This window comes from Rhodococcus sp. MALMAid1271 (assembly GCF_049195265.1).
GTDB lineage: Bacteria > Actinomycetota > Actinomycetes > Mycobacteriales > Mycobacteriaceae > Rhodococcoides.
This window is the reverse complement of the sequence record NZ_JBMIRQ010000097.1, coordinates 97,403-116,182: the sequence shown is the minus strand read 5'-3', so window position 1 is coordinate 116,182 and position 18,780 is coordinate 97,403. Positions and strand designations below refer to the sequence as shown.

The 18,780-nt window shown below is 65.0% G+C and carries 20 protein-coding genes; 11 read left to right on the top strand and 9 right to left on the bottom strand.

Translation table 11 applies throughout. From position 1 onward, the window contains the following. Positions 1 to 87: 87 nt before the first annotated feature. The 4 genes from ACOQFP_RS15150 to ACOQFP_RS15135 all read left to right on the top strand — a co-directional run bounded on the left by ACOQFP_RS15150 (position 88) and on the right by ACOQFP_RS15135 (position 3,272). Entirely contained in the window at positions 88 to 378 is a 291-nt protein-coding gene (locus tag ACOQFP_RS15150; protein WP_206490488.1) for a DUF503 domain-containing protein, read from the top strand. Between the two features lie 86 nt (positions 379 to 464). Further along, complete coding sequence (gene rbfA, locus ACOQFP_RS15145) at positions 465 to 953, top strand: 30S ribosome-binding factor RbfA (RefSeq protein ID WP_421584862.1); 489 nt, start codon at positions 465 to 467, stop codon at positions 951 to 953. 1 nt (position 954) lies between these two features. After that, complete coding sequence (locus ACOQFP_RS15140; RefSeq protein WP_421584779.1) at positions 955 to 1,950, top strand: DHH family phosphoesterase; 996 nt, start codon at positions 955 to 957, stop codon at positions 1,948 to 1,950. Beyond that, a complete protein-coding gene (locus ACOQFP_RS15135; RefSeq protein ID WP_341244007.1) occupies positions 1,947 to 3,272 on the top strand; it encodes an MATE family efflux transporter in 1,326 nt (441 codons plus the stop codon). The genes ACOQFP_RS15140 and ACOQFP_RS15135 overlap by 4 nt, the downstream gene beginning before the upstream one ends. A gap of 23 nt (positions 3,273 to 3,295) precedes the next feature. On the opposite strand, the gene ACOQFP_RS15130 is transcribed toward ACOQFP_RS15135, so the two are convergent. From ACOQFP_RS15130 to ACOQFP_RS15115, 4 genes are read right to left on the bottom strand one after another with little or no spacing between them, the layout of a single operon-like run. Continuing rightward, positions 3,296 to 4,390: a sulfate/molybdate ABC transporter ATP-binding protein gene (locus tag ACOQFP_RS15130; RefSeq protein WP_421584778.1), complete on the bottom strand. Its 1,095-nt coding sequence runs from the start codon at positions 4,388 to 4,390 to the stop codon at positions 3,296 to 3,298. Further along, positions 4,387 to 5,214: an ABC transporter permease gene (locus ACOQFP_RS15125; protein ID WP_421584777.1), complete on the bottom strand. Its 828-nt coding sequence runs from the start codon at positions 5,212 to 5,214 to the stop codon at positions 4,387 to 4,389. Before ACOQFP_RS15125 ends, ACOQFP_RS15130 begins: the two co-directional genes overlap by 4 nt. Continuing rightward, positions 5,211 to 6,002 (bottom strand): molybdate ABC transporter substrate-binding protein, encoded by a 792-nt coding sequence (modA, locus tag ACOQFP_RS15120; RefSeq protein ID WP_421584776.1) that lies wholly within the window; start codon positions 6,000 to 6,002, stop codon positions 5,211 to 5,213. Before modA ends, ACOQFP_RS15125 begins: the two co-directional genes overlap by 4 nt. A 17-nt stretch (positions 6,003 to 6,019) precedes the next feature. Further along, positions 6,020 to 6,412, bottom strand: coding sequence for a TOBE domain-containing protein (locus tag ACOQFP_RS15115; protein ID WP_421584861.1), 393 nt, complete (start codon positions 6,410 to 6,412; stop codon positions 6,020 to 6,022). 270 nt (positions 6,413 to 6,682) lie between these two features. Between ACOQFP_RS15115 and ACOQFP_RS15110 the strand changes: the two genes are divergently transcribed. Genes ACOQFP_RS15110 through truB form a run of 3 tightly spaced genes read left to right on the top strand, consistent with a single transcriptional unit; the run spans position 6,683 to position 9,236 of the window. After that, on the top strand, positions 6,683 to 7,606 hold the full coding sequence (locus ACOQFP_RS15110) for a metallophosphoesterase family protein (RefSeq protein WP_421584775.1): 924 nt from the start codon (positions 6,683 to 6,685) through the stop codon (positions 7,604 to 7,606). Continuing rightward, the gene (gene npt / locus ACOQFP_RS15105) at positions 7,603 to 8,268 is read left to right on the top strand and encodes a 4'-phosphopantetheinyl transferase Npt (protein WP_421584774.1); all 666 of its coding nucleotides are present in this window, start codon (positions 7,603 to 7,605) and stop codon (positions 8,266 to 8,268) included. Before ACOQFP_RS15110 ends, npt begins: the two co-directional genes overlap by 4 nt. A gap of 35 nt (positions 8,269 to 8,303) precedes the next feature. Continuing rightward, positions 8,304 to 9,236, top strand: coding sequence for a tRNA pseudouridine(55) synthase TruB (gene truB, locus ACOQFP_RS15100; protein ID WP_341244011.1), 933 nt, complete (start codon positions 8,304 to 8,306; stop codon positions 9,234 to 9,236). A 69-nt stretch (positions 9,237 to 9,305) separates the two neighbouring features. On the opposite strand, the gene ACOQFP_RS15095 is transcribed toward truB, so the two are convergent. From ACOQFP_RS15095 to ACOQFP_RS15080, 4 genes are read right to left on the bottom strand one after another with little or no spacing between them, the layout of a single operon-like run. Beyond that, positions 9,306 to 10,040, bottom strand: a complete 735-nt coding sequence (locus ACOQFP_RS15095; RefSeq protein ID WP_421584773.1) for a metal-dependent transcriptional regulator — start codon at positions 10,038 to 10,040, stop codon at positions 9,306 to 9,308. Between the two features lie 19 nt (positions 10,041 to 10,059). After that, on the bottom strand, positions 10,060 to 10,887 hold the full coding sequence (locus ACOQFP_RS15090; RefSeq protein ID WP_421584860.1) for a metal ABC transporter permease: 828 nt from the start codon (positions 10,885 to 10,887) through the stop codon (positions 10,060 to 10,062). Between the two features lie 48 nt (positions 10,888 to 10,935). Beyond that, entirely contained in the window at positions 10,936 to 11,751 is an 816-nt protein-coding gene (locus ACOQFP_RS15085; protein ID WP_206490507.1) for a metal ABC transporter ATP-binding protein, read from the bottom strand. Beyond that, positions 11,748 to 12,710 (bottom strand): metal ABC transporter substrate-binding protein, encoded by a 963-nt coding sequence (locus tag ACOQFP_RS15080; RefSeq protein ID WP_421584772.1) that lies wholly within the window; start codon positions 12,708 to 12,710, stop codon positions 11,748 to 11,750. The genes ACOQFP_RS15085 and ACOQFP_RS15080 overlap by 4 nt, the downstream gene beginning before the upstream one ends. A 103-nt stretch (positions 12,711 to 12,813) precedes the next feature. Here ACOQFP_RS15080 and ACOQFP_RS15075 point away from each other — a divergent pair, with 103 nt between their 5' ends. The 4 genes from ACOQFP_RS15075 to ACOQFP_RS15060 all read left to right on the top strand — a co-directional run bounded on the left by ACOQFP_RS15075 (position 12,814) and on the right by ACOQFP_RS15060 (position 18,200). Then, entirely contained in the window at positions 12,814 to 13,782 is a 969-nt protein-coding gene (locus tag ACOQFP_RS15075; protein ID WP_206490509.1) for a bifunctional riboflavin kinase/FAD synthetase, read from the top strand. 121 nt (positions 13,783 to 13,903) lie between these two features. Further along, a complete protein-coding gene (rpsO, locus tag ACOQFP_RS15070; RefSeq protein ID WP_206490510.1) occupies positions 13,904 to 14,173 on the top strand; it encodes a 30S ribosomal protein S15 in 270 nt (89 codons plus the stop codon). A 411-nt stretch (positions 14,174 to 14,584) separates the two neighbouring features. Next, positions 14,585 to 16,846, top strand: coding sequence for a polyribonucleotide nucleotidyltransferase (locus ACOQFP_RS15065; protein WP_206490511.1), 2,262 nt, complete (start codon positions 14,585 to 14,587; stop codon positions 16,844 to 16,846). Next, positions 16,809 to 18,200, top strand: a complete 1,392-nt coding sequence (locus ACOQFP_RS15060; protein ID WP_206490512.1) for a M16 family metallopeptidase — start codon at positions 16,809 to 16,811, stop codon at positions 18,198 to 18,200. Before ACOQFP_RS15065 ends, ACOQFP_RS15060 begins: the two co-directional genes overlap by 38 nt. Here the strand turns inward: ACOQFP_RS15060 and ACOQFP_RS15055 are convergent. Further along, entirely contained in the window at positions 18,181 to 18,753 is a 573-nt protein-coding gene (locus ACOQFP_RS15055; protein ID WP_206490513.1) for a TetR/AcrR family transcriptional regulator, read from the bottom strand. The genes ACOQFP_RS15060 and ACOQFP_RS15055 overlap by 20 nt on opposite strands. Positions 18,754 to 18,780: the final 27 nt, after the last annotated feature.

Sequence of the window (18,780 nt, the reverse complement as noted above, 5' to 3'; positions counted from 1 at the left end):
CACTGCGCTCCGACTTTCGAGCCGGTGGCGGTACGACAGTTGTACCGCCACCGGTTTTGTCGTCGGAGCCGATCGAAGGACGTCAGCGTGTATCTGGGTGCTCTGGAGTTGGACGTGTTGTTGGGGGACGTGCGTTCGCTCGCCGAGAAGCGGTCGATGGTGGAACCGGTTCTCGGTGACTTGCACAAGTTGGGAGTGTCGGCCGCCGAAACCGGTGAACGAGAACGAATCCGGCGGTCACTGCTCGGAGTCGCCGCAGCAGGCACGGATGTAGATCTACTGCACGACAAACTGGACGAGTGCGAGCGGCACGTCGCCGAAAGACACGATCTGGAACTGTTGGCAGTACGTCGGAGAATTTTCGGACCCGAGGATTGATTCGCGAAATCGGCCGAGTGAAGTGCACAACCGTCGGGACGTCGGATCGAATCGGCGTTCGGCCATGAAAGAGGAGTGTGATTGTCGTGGTGGATCAGGCCAGGGCTCGTAAATTGTCCAAGCGAATCGCCGCCATTGTTGCGACGGCGATCGATCACGAGATCAAGGATCCACGGCTGGCCTTCGTCACGATCACCGACACCAAGGTGACCGCCGACCTGCACGACGCAACGGTGTACTACACCGTCATGGGCAAGGACCTCGAGACTCCGCCCGACCTACAGGGCGCGGCGGCAGGCCTGGAGAAAGCGAAGGGTGTGCTGCGCTCGAAGGTCGGTGCCGGGACGGGCGTGCGGTTCACCCCGACTTTGACGTTCGTGACCGACACAGTCCCCGATACGGCCCGTCACATGGAAGAACTCCTCGAGCGTGCGCGCGTGGCCGACGAGGAGCTGGCCCGCGCGCGTGCGAACGCCACTCCGGCCGGGGACGCCGATCCGTACAAGGCCCCGCGCGAGGAAGCACTCGCGGGCCGGGACGATACAGAGGCCGTCGAGCCTGCCGAAGCCGACTGACATGTCGGATGATTCGCGGGCACTGGCCGAGCCCGTCGAGGTTGCGCGCGCGATCGAGATGCTCGAACGCGCGTCCTCGGTGACGGTTCTGTGCCACGTCCAGCCCGACGCCGACACCATCGGCAGCGGCCTGGCGCTCGGTACTGCCCTCGAACGGCGCGGCGTGCGGGTGCAAGTTGCCTTCGCCGCACCATCGTCCCTGCCCCAATCGATGGACGACATGCCGAGTCGTCACCTGCTGGTCGGCGCCCACGACGTGGCCGAGGCCGTCGATCTCGTGGTCACGGTCGACGCCGGAAGCCGAGATCGGTTGGGCTCGCTCGCCGACCGACTCGATACCGCGTCGGCGAGCCTCGTCATCGATCATCACCGCAGCAACACCCGCTTCGGAACGGTCAACATGGTCGTCGCGTCGGCAGAATCCACCACGGCAGTGATCGCGAATCTGTTCGATCGGTGGGGTGTGGAGATCGATGCCGATCTGGCGCACCTACTCTATGCAGGTCTGGTCACCGACACCGGATCGTTCCGCTGGGTTCGGCCGGGTTCACACCTGTTGGCTGAGAGACTGCTGGCGACGGGTATCGACGGCGCACGCATCGCGCGCACGCTCCTCGATACCCACCCCTTCAACTGGCTGCCGATGCTCGGAAACGTGCTGGGTTCGGCGGCCCTGCTACCCGATGCGGCCGACGGTGGCGGATTGGTCTACGCCGTCATCCGTAGCGAGGATGCGGCCGGGCTCCGGTCCGAGGAGATCGAGAGTGTGATCGACATCGTGCGCACCACCTCGGAAGCCGAAGTCGCCGCCGTGTTGAAGCAGCAGGACTTCACTTCGGTGTGGGTGGTCTCGCTGCGCTCGAAGACCAAGGTCGACGTGTCGGCAGTGGCCTACACGCTCGGCGGAGGCGGTCACCGCAACGCAGCGGGCTACACCGCGACGGGTCAGCTCGACGACGTGATCGACGCTCTGTGCAAGGCCTTGTCGTCGTCGTGAGCTCCACCCCCGTCACCGCTCGACGAATCCTCGGGCTGTCGCTGCCCTCATTGGGCGTCCTCGCCGCCGAGCCCCTGTACTTGCTGTTCGATGCCGCGGTGGTGGGCCGACTCGGCGCGTTGGCGCTGGCCGGACTGGCGATCGGTGGCCTCGTGCTGGCGCAAGTCAGTACGCAACTGACGTTTCTGTCGTACGGCACGACAGCGCGGGCGGCGCGCATGCACGGTGCCGGACGTGAACGCGATGCCGTGGGCGAAGGCGTGCAGGCAACCTGGTTGGCCGTCGCCATCGGAACGGCCATCGTGATCGTGGCCCAATTGGCCGCGGAGCCCGTGGTGTCGATGCTCACCGGAGGCGGCGACATCGCCGTCGAGGCGATCGCGTGGCTGCGGGTGGCTCTGCTCGGGGTGCCGTTCATCTTGATCTCGCTGGCCGGAAACGGATGGATGCGCGGGGTTCAGAACACCGTGTCGCCGCTCCGATTCGTCGTGCTCGGCTTCGGTGTGTCGGCCGTACTGTGCCCGCTCCTCGTGCACGGCGTGCTCGGGTTTCCGCGGCTCGGGCTCGTGGGATCGGCTGTGGCGAATGTGATCGGCCAGGGTGTCGCGGGCGTGCTGTTCGTCGTAGCGGTCGTCCGAGAAGGCACCGCATTACGTCCACGGTGGACGGTGATGCGGGCACAGCTGGTGCTCGGCCGTGACCTCATCGTGCGCAGCCTTGCGTTCCAGGCGTGCTTCCTCTCGGCTGCCGCGGTCGCGTCGAGGTTCGGGGCAGCATCGGTCGCCGCCAACCAGGTGGTACTGCACATGTGGAACCTGGTGTCGCTGACGCTCGATTCGCTGGCCATTGCCGCGCAAACCCTGGTGGGGGCCGCGTTGGGTGCCGGTAGGACCGAGGACGCGCGCGCTCTGGCCTGGCGTCTGACGGTGTGGTCGACGGTATTCGCCATCGTTCTCGCCGCCCTGTTCGCCCTCGGTCGGTCGTTCGTCCCCGGTCTGTTCACCAGCGATGCCTCGGTTGTCGATCAGATGCATGCGATCTGGTGGATCTTCGTGGCGATCATCCCTGTTGCAGGTGTGGTGTTCGCGTTGGACGGTGTTCTGCTCGGCAGTGGTGACGCGGCTTTCCTGCGGAACGCGACGATGGCCTGCGCCCTCGCCGGCTTCCTGCCGTTCATCTGGTCGGCTCTGGTCTTCGATTGGGGCCTGGTGGGGATCTGGATCGGCCTGGGTGTCTTCGTCGGCTTGCGCATGCTCGCGGTCGTGGGCAGAGTGCTGTCCGGCAAGTGGCTCGTGATCGGCAGTGACCGACAATTGCAGTGACCGACAACTGCAGTGACCGCCGATCACGGTCGCGAGGGCAGCGCGGGGTGCAATGCCACCTCGTGGCTCTTCACCACGAAGAACACGGTGCGTCCCGGCTCGAGCCCCAGATCCGCGACGGCTGCGGGGGTGATGTCGGCGGCCATCCCGGGTGAGCCGTCGGGATGGGAGCGAGAGCGGACGCGAATGCCCGATCCCTGGACTTCCAATTCTTCGATCACGACCTCGAATACGTTGCGGGGGCTGGCGTGCGGTGCCGTGAGATGCACCGAGACCGCGGCGGGGGAGAACACTGCTACCAGTGGCGTCCCGGTGGCGTACCGGTCCGAACCGTGAACCGTCATACCCCAGGTGGTGGTCAGCTTCGTCGTGTCATCGGCATCGACGGCGCGGCCCGAGATCAGGTTCACTCCGGCAATGCGGGCACCGAACTCGCTTCGGGGAGCGGTGAGTACCTCGGCCACCGAGCCGCGCTCTACCACGCGTCCGCCGTCGATCACGGCGACGGAATCGGCGAGTGCGACCACATCGAGCAGATCGTGGGTGACGATCAGCGTCGTGCAGCCGCTGTCGCGCAGAACCGTCCGCAGCACCCGCCGAACGGCCGGTGCGGTTTCGACATCCAGGGCCGCGAGCGGTTCGTCGAGCAGAAGCAGTCGAGGATCCGCAGCAAGGGCACGCGCAATCGCCACACGTTGGGCCTGACCACCGGACAGCTGAGCCGGACGCCGACCGGCCAGGTGTGATGCTTCGACGGCGTCCAGCCACCGATCGGCCACGGCGTTCGCGGTTGCTCGGTTCGCCCCGGTGCTCCGCGGCGCGAAGGCCACGTTGGTGCGTGCGTCCATGTGCGGAAACAGCAGCGCGTCCTGGGCGAGAGTGGCAACGCCTCGGGCGTGAATCGGGACGAACGTTCTCGCCGAGGTCTCGGTCAACATCTCCGACCCGAGTCGGACGATTCCGTCGTCCGGGGTCAGCGAACCCGACACCAGTTGCAGCAGTGTCGATTTGCCGGCCCCGTTGGGGCCGAGGATTGCGACCGTCTCGCCCTTGTCGACGTCGAGTTCGAGATCGATGCCGCGGACTCTCAGGCTGGCACGTACGTGCAGCGAGTTCACAGCGTGCCCGAGGATCGAGTGCCGCGTACGGTGACGACGACGAGTGCGGCGACGAGAATCAACAGCAGTGACAACGCCACTGCGGCATCCGGATCGGTCTCACGCTGCAGATAGATTTCCAGCGGGAGTGTTCTGGTCACGCCCTCGAGCGAACCGGCGAACGTCAAGGTGGCTCCGAATTCACCCAAAGATCGTGCGAAGGCGAGCACTGTGCCGGACATCAACCCCGGAAGTATCAATGGAATGGTGACGCGACGTAGAACGGTTGTCGGGGTGGCCCCCAGAGTCGCTGCGACCACATCGTAGCGACTGCCGGCGGTGCGCAGCGCGCCCTCGACGCTGACCACGAGGAACGGCAAGGACACGAATACCTGCGCCAACACGACGGCGGAGGTGGTGAACGCGATGCGAATTCCGAACGCTTCGAGATGTTCGCCCAGCAGTCCCTGTCGCCCGAAGGTGTAGAGCAACGCGATTCCGCCGACCACCGGAGGTAGAACAAGTGGCAGCACGACCAAGGATCGAAGGATCGACAGCCCGCCGATCGTGCTGCGCGAGAGCACGATTGCCATGGGCACACCCAACAGCACGCACAGGACCGTGCTGGCGGATGCCGTCTTCAGACTCAGGATCAGCGCCGCAACCGCCGAGTCCGAGGAGACGAGTCCGAAGAAGTTCGACCATTCGATTCGAGTGAACATCGCGGCCAGCGGTGCCACGACGACGAGCGCACCGACCGCCGCGGGAACGAAAATCCACAGCGGCACCCCGACCGGCCCCGCGCGGCGCGGACGCGGCCGCACGTCGGGTGTCTGCACGGTCACGGTGCCGCGAAGCCTGCACCGGCAAGTACGTCTCGCCCGACGGGGCCGGTGACGAACTCGGTGAATGCGCGAGCGGTGTCGTCGTTGTCGGAGGCGCGCAACGTCGCGATCGGGTAGGTGTTGACAGCCTCGCTCGATTCTGCGAGCGGTATCGCTGTCACGGCGTCACCTGCGCCGGAGGCATCGGTGATGTAGACGAGCCCGGCGTCTGCTTGGCCCGAGGTGACTTTACCGAGCACATCGGTGACCGAGGATTCCTCGCTCACCGCCGGTATGTCGGTGCCGGTTGCGGCCTCGACGGACGCGGCGGCCGCCCCGCACGGTACCTGCGGCGCGCAGATCACCGTCAGGACCGCGGGATTCGCCAGATCTGCGAACGAGGTGATGTTCTTCGGGTTTCCCGGTGCGGTGACGATGGTCAGGGTGTTGGCGGCGAAGTCGGCGGGTTCGCCCGCAACCAGGTCTGCGTCGACGATTTTGGTCATGTTGTTTGTATCGGCCGACGCGAAGACGTCTGCGGGTGCGCCTGCAATCAGTTGAGCGGCCAGATCGGAGGAACCGGCGAAGCTGAAATCGACGGTGGTGTCCGGGTGTCGGGACTGAAAGCGCGCACCGATATCGGTGAACGGTGCGCGCAGCGAGGCCGCCGCGAACACGGTGATCTTGCCGCCGACGCCGCCATCGGGCGGGGCAGAATCCGCCGCCGACGAACCGGTGGCGGAACTGCACCCGGCCAGCAGCACAGCTGCCGCGATCAGGGTGATGCAGGCCGGCTTCGTGGCTTTCACTCGGATCCCTTTCCGTTCTAGGGTGTTTCGACGATGACGGTGGTGGCCTTGATGACTGCCACGGTGACCTTGCCGGGTTCGAGTCCCAGTTCGCGAACCGACTTCGTACTCATCAGGGACACGATGGAAAAAGGCCCGCACTGCATGCTGACCTCGCTCATCACGGTGTCCGACACGACATCGGTGACCAGCCCGACCAGTCGATTCCGGGCAGAGCTGCCGCCCGAGGAGACTTCCGGCGGGGGAGCAGCATGCTCGCGGGCGTACCGGGCCAGGTCTCGGCCGGCGATGACCTTGCGGCCGGTCTCGTCTTCCAGAGAGGCAAGCGTGCCGCTGTCGATCCATCGCCGCACGGTGTCGTCGCTGACGCCGAGTAACGCGGCAGCGTCTCGTACTCGGATCGGAGGCACGGTCATTGTTGTGTCTCCTGCGCCGGTCTTTTCCGCAGAATCGTCATGAACAGCACCATATACCCGAATATGCGGACAATACGAGCCTGTGCCCGTCGCCGATGCCCACAGCGGCGTCGGTTTCTCGGCGCTCTCCGGCACCCGGCGGAGCGTGCCGCGGAATCTCCGTGGACCATGGGACGTTGAACCGTTCTCGGACGGTACGGGATACGTTCTCGGACGGTACGGCTACTCGACGCCGGCGGCCGAGCGCATCGAAAGGGGTCATCAGTGGCAGCGAAGCTGTGGGCAGTGAGCGACATTCACGTCGGACATCGAGGTAACCGTCCCGTCACCGAGGACATCTTCCCCGAGTCACCCGACGACTGGCTCATCGTGGCCGGCGACGTGTCGGAGAAGACCGACGACATCAAGTGGGCTCTCGAGCTGCTTCGTAGCCGTTTCGCACAGGTCATCTGGGTCCCCGGAAACCACGAACTGTGGACGACGGTGAAAGATCCCGTCCAGATCCACGGAGCCGCTCGGTACGAGTATCTGGTGAACCTGTGTCGCGAGATCGGCGTCGTCACCCCGGAGGACCCTTACCTGCAATGGGAGGGGGAGGGCGGACCGGCGACCATCGTGCCGATGTTTCTGCTCTACGACTACTCCTTCCTGCCTCGGGGAGCCAGAGACAAAGAACATGGACTGGCGATTGCGCGGGAGAAGAACGTCGTGGCCACCGACGAATTCCTGCTGTCCCCGCAGCCGTACGCGACACGTGACGCCTGGTGCCACGCGCGTATCGAAGCCACCCAGGAGCGGCTCGACGCGCTGGACACCACTGTTTCCACTGTGCTGATCAACCACTTCCCGATGGTTCGTCAGCCGACCGAGGTGTTGTTCTACCCGGAGTTCGCGCTGTGGTGCGGTTCCACTCGGACGGCGGACTGGCACACCAGGTACAACGCGATCTGCTCGGTGTACGGGCACCTGCACATCCCGCGCACCACCTATTACGACGGCGTCCGCTTCGAGGAGGTCTCGGTGGGTTACCCGCGTGAATGGCAGCGCCGCGGTCTACCGAACAATGTTCTGCGACAGATTCTTCCGGTCCCCGAGTATCCACCGGGCACGTTGAACAAGTGGGGCGGACACTTCACGGTGACGCCGGAGATGGAAGCGGAAGTAGAAAAGATGAGGGCGGGCAAGTGATCGAATCCATACTTCCGAACGGCGTGGTCGCGGCCGAGTTGTTCGCCGATCCACCGGACCTGAAGCCTCATCCGCTCGAAGCGCCGTTGGTCGCCAAGGCGGTGGACAAGCGCAAGCGGGAGTTCACCTCGGCCCGGCACTGTGCCCGCGTGGCCATGGAGAAGTTGGGGGTCGAGCCCGCAGCGATCATGCGGGGCACGTCGGGTGCGCCGCAGTGGCCGAAGGGAGTGGTCGGTTCCCTGACGCATTGCGACGGCTATCGCGGGGCGGTGCTGGCGTATTCGATGCAGGTGCGGTCGGTGGGAATCGATGCCGAGCCGCACGGTCCACTGCCCGACGGGGTCTTGGAAGCGGTCAGTCTGCAGGCCGAACGAGACTGGCTGGCGAGTGTCGGCCGCGAGGACGTCCATTGGGATCGCCTGCTGTTCTGCGCCAAGGAGGCCACCTACAAAGCCTGGGAGCCACTGACCGGACGGTGGCTCGGGTTCGAGGATGCGCACATCACCTTCGAGCGCACCGGCTCCGGTGACGACATCTCGGGGACGTTCCGTTCGGAACTGCTGGTGCCCGGCGATACCGACAGTGGATCCCCGTTGACTGCGTTCGACGGCCGATGGAAGGTCGAGGGCGGCCTGGTGATGACCGCCATCTCGGTGATGTGACGGTAGGCCCGGCCCGCCTGGCACAATGCACTCCCGTGAGTGCTCGCGAAAAGATTTCCTCCGGTCTCGTCGGTGCCGGCTTGCTGGTGGTGGACAAGGGTCCGGGTGTGACGAGCCACGATGTGGTGGCGTCGTGTCGAAAACTGCTGCGCACCAGGAAAGTCGGCCATGCAGGGACTCTGGATCCCATGGCCACCGGCGTACTCGTTCTCGGTGTGGAGCGGGCCACCAAGATGCTCGGTCTGCTGTCGTTGACCACCAAGTCCTACACCGCGACCGTCCGGCTCGGGCGCAGCACGACGACCGACGACGCCGAGGGAGAGGTCCTGTCCGACGCCTCCGCCGGGCACATCTCGGATTCGGAGATCGCCACCGCTGTCGCCGGATTGACCGGCGACATCGAGCAGGTCCCGGCCAGCGTCAGCGCCATCAAGGTCGACGGTCAGCGCGCACACAAGTTGTCTCGGGCCGGCGAGGAGTTCACGCTGGCCGCCCGCAAGGTCACGGTCGACCGGTTCGATGTCACGGCCAGACGTGATGTGGTGGAGCACGAGAGTAGTTTCGTCGACCTCGATGTCGAGGTCGACTGCACCTCGGGGACGTACGTGCGCGCTTTGGCGCGCGATCTCGGTACGGCCTTGGGTGTGGGTGGCCACCTGACGGCGCTGCGTCGCACTCGCGTCGGGCCCTTCACGCTCGAGCATGCGCGCACCCTCGACGAGCTGGCCGAGGATCCAGCGGTGAGCCTCGATATCGATCAGGCCGCTCGCACTGCGTTTCCGCATCGGCAGATCGATGCGGCCGAGGCCGAATCATTGAGCCAGGGCCGCTGGCTGGACCCGGTAGGGATCGACGGGGTCTACGCGGCGATCGACCCGACAGGTCACACCATCGCACTGCTTCAGGAGCGGGGGAAACGGGCGGGGTCGGTCATGGTGGTTCGGCCGGCGACGCTACGGGGCCACTGAGTTGTTGGGGGCCGGGGCGCAGTTGGGGGCCGGGGCGCTGTCGGGGCCGGGACGCGGACCCTGCGGCAGTCAGGTCGCGGGAACCATCCAGATCGCCTCGGCGGCACGGTGCCCGAGGTCGATGGAGTCCGTGTCACCGGTTCGTGCCAGTTCGATGGCGACGGTACCGGCGTAGTCGCGTCGTTCCTTCACCGTGATCGGCACGTCGAGAGCGATGCCGACGGAATCGAAGTAGCGGAGCATCGCAGGGTCGGAATCGGAAATTCTGGCTACTCTGCCGGATTGTCCGTCCAGATAGTCGCTGAGCCGGGTGGCGGACGGGGCGTCGACCGCACCATCGACCGAGGGAATGGGGTCCCCGTGCGGATCCCGTTCGGGATGGCCGAGTTTGGCGTCGATCCGTTCCATCATCAAGTCCGAGACGGCGTGTTCGAGGATCTCGGCCTCGTCGTGGACTTCGTCCCAGCCGTAGCCGAGTTCGCGCACGAGGTACGTCTCGATCAGACGGTGTCGACGCACCATGCCGATGGCGGCCAGGCGGCCCTTCTCGGTCAGCGAGATCGCTCCGTAGCGGGCGTGATCGACCATGCCCTGGTCGGCCAGTTTGCGAATTGCTTCGGACACCGTCGACGCGGACACACCGATGCGTTCGGAGAGCATCTTGGTGCTGACGGAGTCCTCGCTCCACTCGCTGGCAGTCCAGATCACCTTGAGGTAATCCTGCGCAACAGCGGACAGCTGGACGCCCTCGTCGGCAGAAACAGGATCGTCTTTTCGTTGCGCCACGAATCCGAGCTTAGGCAATCCAATAGGAAAAGACACTTCACTCGGCCGGAGCGAACGGCACCTGTCTGCGCCGACGCAGGGCACGGGTGACGATGCCCTGCGAGGGGCTGAACAAGTATGCGAGTACGAATACCAACCCCTGGGCCAGTACGACACTGCCGCCGGAGGAGACGTCGAGATAGAAACTCGAATAGATGCCGACCAGCGCGCATCCCACCGAAATCAGCGGTGCCAGCGCCAGCATCCGTCCGAAACTGTGTGTGAGCAGGTATGCAGATGCGCCGGGCGTGATCAGCATCGCCACGACGAGTATCACCCCGACGGCTTGCAGCGCGACCACGGTGGTCAGTGCCAGCAGGGTCAGCATCACCGCGGAGATCACCGTCGGGTTGATTCCGACGGCGCGAGCCTGGGTGCGGTCGAACGCGAACAGGGTGAAATCTCGACGCTTGACGATCATGACCGCCAACGCGATCCCGCCCAGGACGAATACCTGCAGCATGTCGGCCTGCGAGACGCCGAGCAGATTGCCGAACAGGATGTGATTGAGATCGATCTGACTGGGAAACTTCGAGATCAGCACGACGCCGAGCGCGAACAACGTGGTGAACACGACGCCGATGGCCGCGTCTTCCTTCACGATGGTCGTGTTGCGGACCACCCCGATCGCACCGACCGCGATGAGCGCGAACAACAGCGCGCCGATCGCGAACGGCGCACCCAACAGATACGACAGCGCGACGCCGGGCAACACCGCGTGCGAGACCGCATCACCCATCAGCGACCATCCGATGAGGACGAGCCAGCAACTGAGGACCGCGCACACGATCGAGGCGGTGACGGTCACCAGTAGTGCCCGCTGCATGAAGGTGTACTCGAGCGGGTCGAGCAGGAAGTCGATCGGATACACCGTTCAGCTCGCTTCCGGGGTTCGGGTGTGCGTCGGGGGAGTCCCTGCGCCCAGCTGGTCGACCGTCGAGGGGTCCATGCCGAAGGCCAGCGCGAGGTTCTCCGGGCGCAGTACCTCGGCGGGGCGGCCGTGCATCAGCACCCGCTGTTGGAGCAGGATCGCCTCGTCGCACAGAGCCGGTAGTGCGTGCAGATCGTGAGTGGACACCAGTACCGCCGCACCGTGCGATGCGAGCTCGCGCAGCAGCCGGGTGATGGTGGCTTCGGTCTTCTTGTCCACGCCCGCGAAGGGTTCGTCGAGCAACAGCAACGACGCCTCCTGGGCGATGGCACGTGCGACGAACGCACGTTTGCGCTGGCCGCCCGAGAGCTGGCCGATCTGCCGATTCGCTAGATCGGCCAGGTCGACACGCTGCAGAGCGTCGTCGACGGCTGCACGATCTGCAGCTCGGGGAGTGCGGAAGAAGTTCTGTTTTCCGTATCGCCCCATCATGACGACATCACGAACGCTGATCGGGAAGGTCCAGTCCACCGATTCTGCCTGGGGCACGTAGCTGACCGTGCCTGCTTTGCGTGCCTGCGCGGGGTCCGCGCCGAAGACCGTGATGGAACCGGTGTTCGGCTTCACGACTCCCATCACGGCCTTGAACAGTGTCGACTTGCCCGATCCGTTCATCCCGACCAACCCGCACACTCGGCCCGATGCGAGCGTGAGGCTGGCGTCGACGAGAGCCACGACCTCGCGATACCGCACGTTGACGGTGTCGATCGACAACGCGTCGACGCCGTCTGCCCGCGATGCGGTGTCGTGTTCGGTCATCGTTGCCCCACCAGCGCATCGGCGATCAGCCGGGCGTCGTAGCGCAGCAGATCCAGGTACGTGGGAACCGGGCCGTCGGCATCGCTCAGGGAGTCGACATAGAGGTGTCCGCCGAACCGCGCGCCGGTGTCCCCGGCGACTTGTTGCTGCGCTTTGTCGGAGACGGTCGACTCGCAGAACACTGCGGGTACGTCGTTCTCGCGAACGAAATCGATGGTGCGGACCACTTGCTTGGGTGTTCCTTCCTGTTCGGCATTGACCGGCCACAGGTACGCCTCGTGCAGATCGAAGTCGCGCGCGAGGTATCCGAAGGCCCCCTCGCAGGTCACCAGTGCACGCTGCTGCGGAGGCAGGGCGGCCAGGTCTGCGTCGAGTTCGCCCCCGACCTCTCGGAGTTGCTCGGTGTACTCGGCGGCATTGGCGCGATAGTCGGCGGCGTTGCCGGGATCGAGTTCGGCGAACGCGGCGGCGATGTTGTGCACGTACGTCTCGGCGGCGACCGGCGACATCCACGCGTGCGGGTTCACCTTCCCCGCGTATGCGTCGTCGCGAATGTAGACCGGATCCACATTCGCACTGACGACGGCATGCGGTACCGGCAGACGCTCGACGAATTTCTCGAACCAGGCTTCGAGCCCCAGACCGTTGTCCAGGATCAGCTCGGCCTGCTCGGCCGTCCGCAGATCTCCAGGGGTCGGCTCGTAACCGTGGATCTCGGCTCCGGCCTTCGTGATCGATTCCACTCGCAGGTGTTCTCCGGCGACGTTCGCGGCCATGTCGGCGAGGACGGTGAACGTTGTCAGAACCAAAGGACGATCGTCGTCGAGCACCAACGCGTCGTCATCCCCGACGGCACGGGCGCAACCATTGCTCGCCGCGACCAGTAGGCCCGCCAGCGCACAGGTCACGACTACTCGCTCGGTGCGAGATCCACGGCCGCGAAGAAAAAAGTTAGGCACACCGAAATATTTACCGTGGGGATACCTTTTTGTCTATACCCGGCGCGTGCGACACGCCAGTCCGAGAGTGACCGCGACGGCGACGGGCCGTAGGCTTCGCGGTGTGCAGAGGTGGCGAGGACTCGACGATGTACCTGCCGACTGGGGCAGATGCGTGCTCACGATCGGTGTGTTCGACGGCGTTCACCGCGGACACGCGCAGCTGATCGAGCGCGCAGTTGTCGCTGCGCGGGAGCGTGGTGTTCCGAGCGTGCTCATGACGTTCGATCCACATCCGATGGAAGTCGTGCGGCCGGGAAGTCATCCTGCGCAGCTGACGACTCTGACCAGGCGTGCCGAACTGGCCGAAGCGTTGGGAATCGATGTGTTCTGCGTCATGCCGTTCACACCCGAGCTGATGAAACTCACGCCCGAGCGATACGTGCACGAGATACTGATCGAGCGCCTGCACGTCGCGGAAGTCGTCGTCGGTGAGAATTTCACCTACGGAAAGAAGGCGCTCGGGACCGTCCCGCTGTTGCGGAAGATCGGCGAACGGTCCGGCTTCGCGGTGGACGGAGTGAACCTGCTCGCCGAGCATGCTGTGACGTTCTCCTCGACGTACATCCGATCCTGCGTGGACGCAGGAGACGTCGGTGCGGCGACAGCAGCGCTCGGTCGTCCGCATCGCGTCGAGGGTGTCGTGGTGCACGGTGACGGTCGCGGTCGTCAAATGGGTTATCCCACAGCTAATGTCGCGCCGCCGATGTACTCGGCAATTCCGGCGGACGGCGTCTACGCCGCGTGGTTCACCGTTCTCGGGCCCGGTCCGATCATGGGGACGGTGACCCCGGGTGAACGACATCCGGCGGCGGTGTCGGTGGGAACCAATCCCACGTTCTACGGCCGCAACAGGACTGTCGAGGCGTTCGTGCTCGACGGCGAGGCCGACCTGTACGGCCAGCACGTGGCAGTGGACTTCGTCGAGCGGCTGCGCGGGATGGAGAAGTTCGACTCGATGGAGGCGCTCGTGGAGGAAATGGGCCGCGACGCCGAGCGAGCACGCTCGATTCTTGCCGCGGACTCGGCCTGATAGGCTGTCCCCTCGGTGCTCGCTGCGGTCCGCGGCGGCTGTACCGGCTTCGATTCCGTCGTGCCAACGACGGCTGCGTTGCTTCCTTTCACGCGGACGTCATTGATCAGGAGTAGTACCAGTGGCATTGACCACCGAACAGAAGAAGGCCGTTCTCGGCGAGTACGGCTTGCACCCCACCGACACGGGTTCGCCCGAGGCGCAGGTTGCAATGCTCACCAAGCGCATCGTCGACTTGACCGAGCACCTCAAGAAGCACAAGCACGACCACCACTCCCGCCGCGGCCTGCTGCTGCTGGTCGGACGTCGTCGTCGCCTGCTCAAGTACATCGCGAAGGTCGACGTCACCCGTTACCGCTCGCTCATCGAGCGTCTGGGTCTGCGTCGATAATCTCGAACGACGAGTCGATCTCGAACGACGAGTCGGTGTCACCGATCCGCAGTTCGACGCGCCGGTGTCCACCGGACTCGATGCATTAGTGCAGAAGCCAACGAGGCAGTGCTTAGACTGTTCCTCGTTGGCTCTCTGTGTTTGTACCGCAAGAACAGTTACGCCAGCACGAGAAGCGGATGCACGGCATCCGAACATCGCCGTGTATGCCTGTCACGACGTGGTGTCGGTCTTCGGTAGTGGCCTTTCGGATACGAGATCCGGAGGGCTTCGATCGATGGCCGCCTCCGCGCAGCCGCGTCCCGAGACACGTTCTCGGAGATGGACGGCACAGGTATGCCGCCACAGCCAGGAGGGCTCGTGGTGTGTCCACGCGGGCACGGCAAAGACGAGAGGACGAAGACAGAACACATGACGGACACAACAACTTTGGACGCCGAAGAAGGCGTCTTCGAAGCCACCGCGATCATCGACAACGGCTCGTTCGGCAAGCGGAGCATCCGCTTCGAGACCGGTCGCCTCGCACAGCAGGCCGCAGGCGCAGTTGCTGCGTACCTCGACGAGGACACCATGCTGTTGTCGGCGACGACCGCAGGCAAGCACCCCCGTGAGGGATTCGACTTCTTCCCGCTGACGGTCGACGTCGAAGAGCGTATGTACGCCGCCGGACGCATCCCCGGATCGTTCTTTCGCCGCGAGGGCCGCCCGTCCACCGACGCCATCCTCACCTGCCGCCTCATCGACCGGCCGCTGCGCCCGACGTTCGTCGACGGTCTCCGCAACGAGATCCAGGTCGTCATCACGGTCATGAGCCTCAACCCGGCCGACCTCTACGACGTCGTCGCGATCAACGCGGCCTCGGCGTCGACGCAGATCGCCGGCCTGCCGTTCTCCGGCCCGATCGGCGGCGTCCGCGTCGCACTGATCGACAAGCAGTGGGTTGCGTTCCCGACCAACGAGCAGCTCGAAAAGGCCGTGTTCAACATGGTCGTCGCCGGCCGCATCGTCTCCGGCTCGGGTGCCGACGCAGACGTCGCGATCATGATGGTCGAGGCCGAGGCGACCGAGAACGTCATCGAGCTCATCGACGGCGGTGCCACCGCCCCCAACGAGACCGTGGTCGCCGAGGGCCTGGAGGCTTCCAAGCCGTTCATCGCCGCGCTGTGCACTGCGCAGCAGGAGTTGGCCGCCAAGGCAGCCAAACCGACCGGCGACTACCCGGTGTTCCCGGCCTACCAGTCGGATGTCTTCGAAGCGGTCGAGAACGCGGCGAAGATTCCACTGAACGAGGCACTGACCATCGCCGGCAAGGCCGAGCGCGAGAGCAAACTCGACGAGGTCAAGGCTCAGGTCATGACAGTGGTCGGAGACAGCTTCGCCGGCCGCGAGAAGGAGATCGGTGCCGCATTCCGCGCGCTGACCAAGAAGTCGGTTCGCCAGCGCATCCTCACCGATCACTTCCGCATCGACGGCCGCGGCATCACCGACATTCGCTCGCTGTCCGCAGAGGTCGCGATCATTCCGCGCACGCACGGATCTGCTCTGTTCGAGCGCGGCGAGACCCAGATCCTGGGCGTCACCACCCTCGACATGGTCAAGATGGCGCAGCAGGTCGATTCGCTCGGGCCCGAGACGTCCAAGCGGTACATGCACCATTACAACTTCCCGCCGTACTCCACCGGTGAGACCGGCCGCGTCGGTTCGCCGAAGCGTCGTGAGATCGGCCACGGCGCACTGGCCGAGCGCGCCTTGCTGCCGGTGCTGCCCAGCCAGGCGGAGTTCCCGTACGCCATCCGCCAGGTGTCCGAGGCGCTGAGCTCCAACGGTTCGACGTCGATGGGCTCGGTGTGTGCATCGACGCTGTCACTGCTCAACGCAGGCGTGCCGCTGCGCGCTCCGGTGGCCGGTATCGCAATGGGTCTCGTCTCCGACGAGGTCGAGGGCGAGACGCGTTACGTCGCCCTCACCGACATCCTCGGTGCCGAGGACGCATTCGGAGACATGGACTTCAAGGTCGCCGGAACCAAGGACTTCGTGACGGCGCTGCAGCTGGACACCAAGCTCGACGGCATCCCGTCCAAGGTGCTCGCGGGCGCGTTGTCTCAGGCCAAGGATGCTCGTACGACGATCCTCGAGGTCATGGCCGAGGCCATCGACGCCCCGGACGAGATGAGCCCGTACGCGCCTCGCGTCACTGCGATCAAGGTCCCGGTGGACAAGATCGGCGAGGTCATCGGGCCCAAGGGCAAGATGATCAACTCCATCACCGAGCAGACCGGTGCCAACATCTCGATCGAAGACGATGGCACTGTCTACGTCGGTGCAGCGGACGGCCCGTCCGCACAGGCCGCGATCGACATGATCAACGCCATTGCCAATCCGCAGCTGCCGAAGGTCGGCGAGCGATTCCTCGGAACCGTCGTGAAGACGACGGCGTTCGGTGCATTCGTCTCGCTGCTCCCGGGCCGCGACGGACTGGTGCACATCTCCAAGCTGGGCAACGGTAAGCGCATCAACAAGGTCGAGGACGTGGTGAGCGTCGGATCCAAGTTGCGCGTCGAGATCGCCGATATCGACAACCGCGGCAAGATCAGCCTCGTCCCGGTCGAGGACGACAACGCGGCCGCTGCCGCCGATGCTCCCGAGGCACCAGCCGAGGCCAGCGCTGAGTAAGAAGCAGTCGAGTCGAACGGTACGTCCCCTCGGGACGTACCGTTCGGCCGTTACGGACAACAACGACATCGGCACCGGCGTGCAGCGCACTACTCTGCCGGGCGGTCTTCGAGTCGTCACCGAATTCGTTCCGGGTGTTCGCTCTGCCTCGGTCGGGGTGTGGGTGGGTGTCGGCTCGCGGGACGAGCAACCGAGCGTGGCCGGTGCCGCCCATTTCCTCGAGCACCTTCTCTTCAAGTCGACGCCGACGCGCAGTGCGCTCGAGATCGCTCAGGCCATGGACGGTGTCGGGGGAGAGTTGAACGCGTTCACCTCCAAGGAGAGCACGTGCTTCTACGCGCATGTGCTCGACGAGGATGTGGCGCTGGCCATCGATCTGGTCAGCGATGTGGTGCTTCGCGGGCGGTGTCGCTCGGCAGATGTGGACGTCGAGCGCCAGGTGGTACTCGAAGAGATCTCCATGCGCGATGACGATCCAGAGGATCTGCTCGGAGACGCATTTCTCGAGGCGATGTTCGGTGATCACCCGATCGGCCGTCCGATCATCGGATCCGTCGAGTCCATCGAGTCGATGTCCCGTGCGCAACTGCACTCGTTCCATGTGCGGCGGTACACACCGCAGCGGATGGTCGTCGCAGTGGCAGGCAACGTCGATCACAAGCAGATCGTGTCGCTCGTGCGTCGCGCATTCTCCGGTCACCTGGTCAAGGGCGTGAAACCCGCCGAACGACGGGGTGGCACGGCGCGGGTACGGAGCGCCCCGACCTTGAGTCTGACGACCCGGGACAGCGAGCAGGCGCATCTGTGCCTGGGCGTACGTGCTTTCGGACGTCACGAAGGGCATCGTTGGGCGCTGTCGGTGCTCAACTCCGCAGTCGGCGGTGGGCTCAGTTCTCGGCTGTTCCAGGAGGTCAGGGAAGAGCGGGGACTGGCGTACTCGGTGTATTCCTCGGTGGATACGTTTGCCGACAGCGGTGCGTTCTCGGTGTACGCGGGATGTCAGCCGGAGAATCTCGGCGAGGTCACCACGGTGATTCGTGAAGTCTTGGCCAGGGTTGCGGCCGAGGGCATCACCGATGCGGAGTGTGCTCGTGCGAAGGGCTCATTGCGCGGCGGATTGGTTCTGGGACTGGAAGATTCGGGTGCCCGGATGAATCGTATCGGTCGCAGCGAACTCAACTACGGCAATCACCGCGACATCACCGACACACTCTCGCGTATCGACAGCGTCGGCAACGACGAGGTGCGCGAGGTTGCCGCCATGTTGCTCGAGCGTCCTTTCGGTGCCGCTGTGGTGGGGCCGTACAAGAACGTCCGCCAACTGCCTGCGTCGGTCAGGTCTCTGGTTCGGTAGCCTCCCCGATCACCTCGCAGACCGTGCGGCGGATCACCGGTCCCATCTCGATGTGGCCGGTGATCGGTTCGAAGGCGCGTGTGGAGTTGAGCGCCGCTATTCCGTGTACGGAGGTCCACAGTCGTAGGGCCGTGAACTGTGGATTTTGCGGCGACACAGCGCTGACCGCCGAGATCAGCGCCTCGAACAACGGGCGTGAGCTCTGTCGCAGGTCTTCTCCCGAGCCCGCGAGGATGTCGTGCCGAAAGGCGAGTGCGAACATCGCCGGTCGCTGCGCGGCGAACCGCACGTATGCGTCGGCCATGGCGTCGAGCGCGTTCCGCGGCGAATCGGCTTGCCGCGCGGCAGTGTTCAGCGCCACGCCCAGATCGTCGAGTCCCACTCGCGCCACGGCTGCGGCGAGCGCATTCAACGTCGGAAAATAGCGTCTCGGGGCTCCATGCGATACGCCTGCTTCACGGGTGACCGCTCTGATGGTCAGCCCTTCTCGTCCTTCGCTCTCGAGCAGTCGTACGCCGGCATCGATCAGCCGCTTCCGGAGGTTGTCTGCCACGTAGACATTGTCTACTCTCGGCGTTGA

Coding starts and splice junctions, on each gene's coding strand:
- ACOQFP_RS15140 (WP_421584779.1), top strand. CDS start 955: ATGTCGGATGATTCGCGGGCACTGGCCGAGCCCGTCGAGGTTGCGCGC.
- ACOQFP_RS15090 (WP_421584860.1), bottom strand. CDS start 10,887: ATGCAGCGGGCACTACTGGTGACCGTCACCGCCTCGATCGTGTGCGCG.
- ACOQFP_RS15065 (WP_206490511.1), top strand. CDS start 14,585: ATGACGGACACAACAACTTTGGACGCCGAAGAAGGCGTCTTCGAAGCC.
- ACOQFP_RS15085 (WP_206490507.1), bottom strand. CDS start 11,751: ATGACCGAACACGACACCGCATCGCGGGCAGACGGCGTCGACGCGTTG.
- ACOQFP_RS15060 (WP_206490512.1), top strand. CDS start 16,809: ATGCTCCCGAGGCACCAGCCGAGGCCAGCGCTGAGTAAGAAGCAGTCG.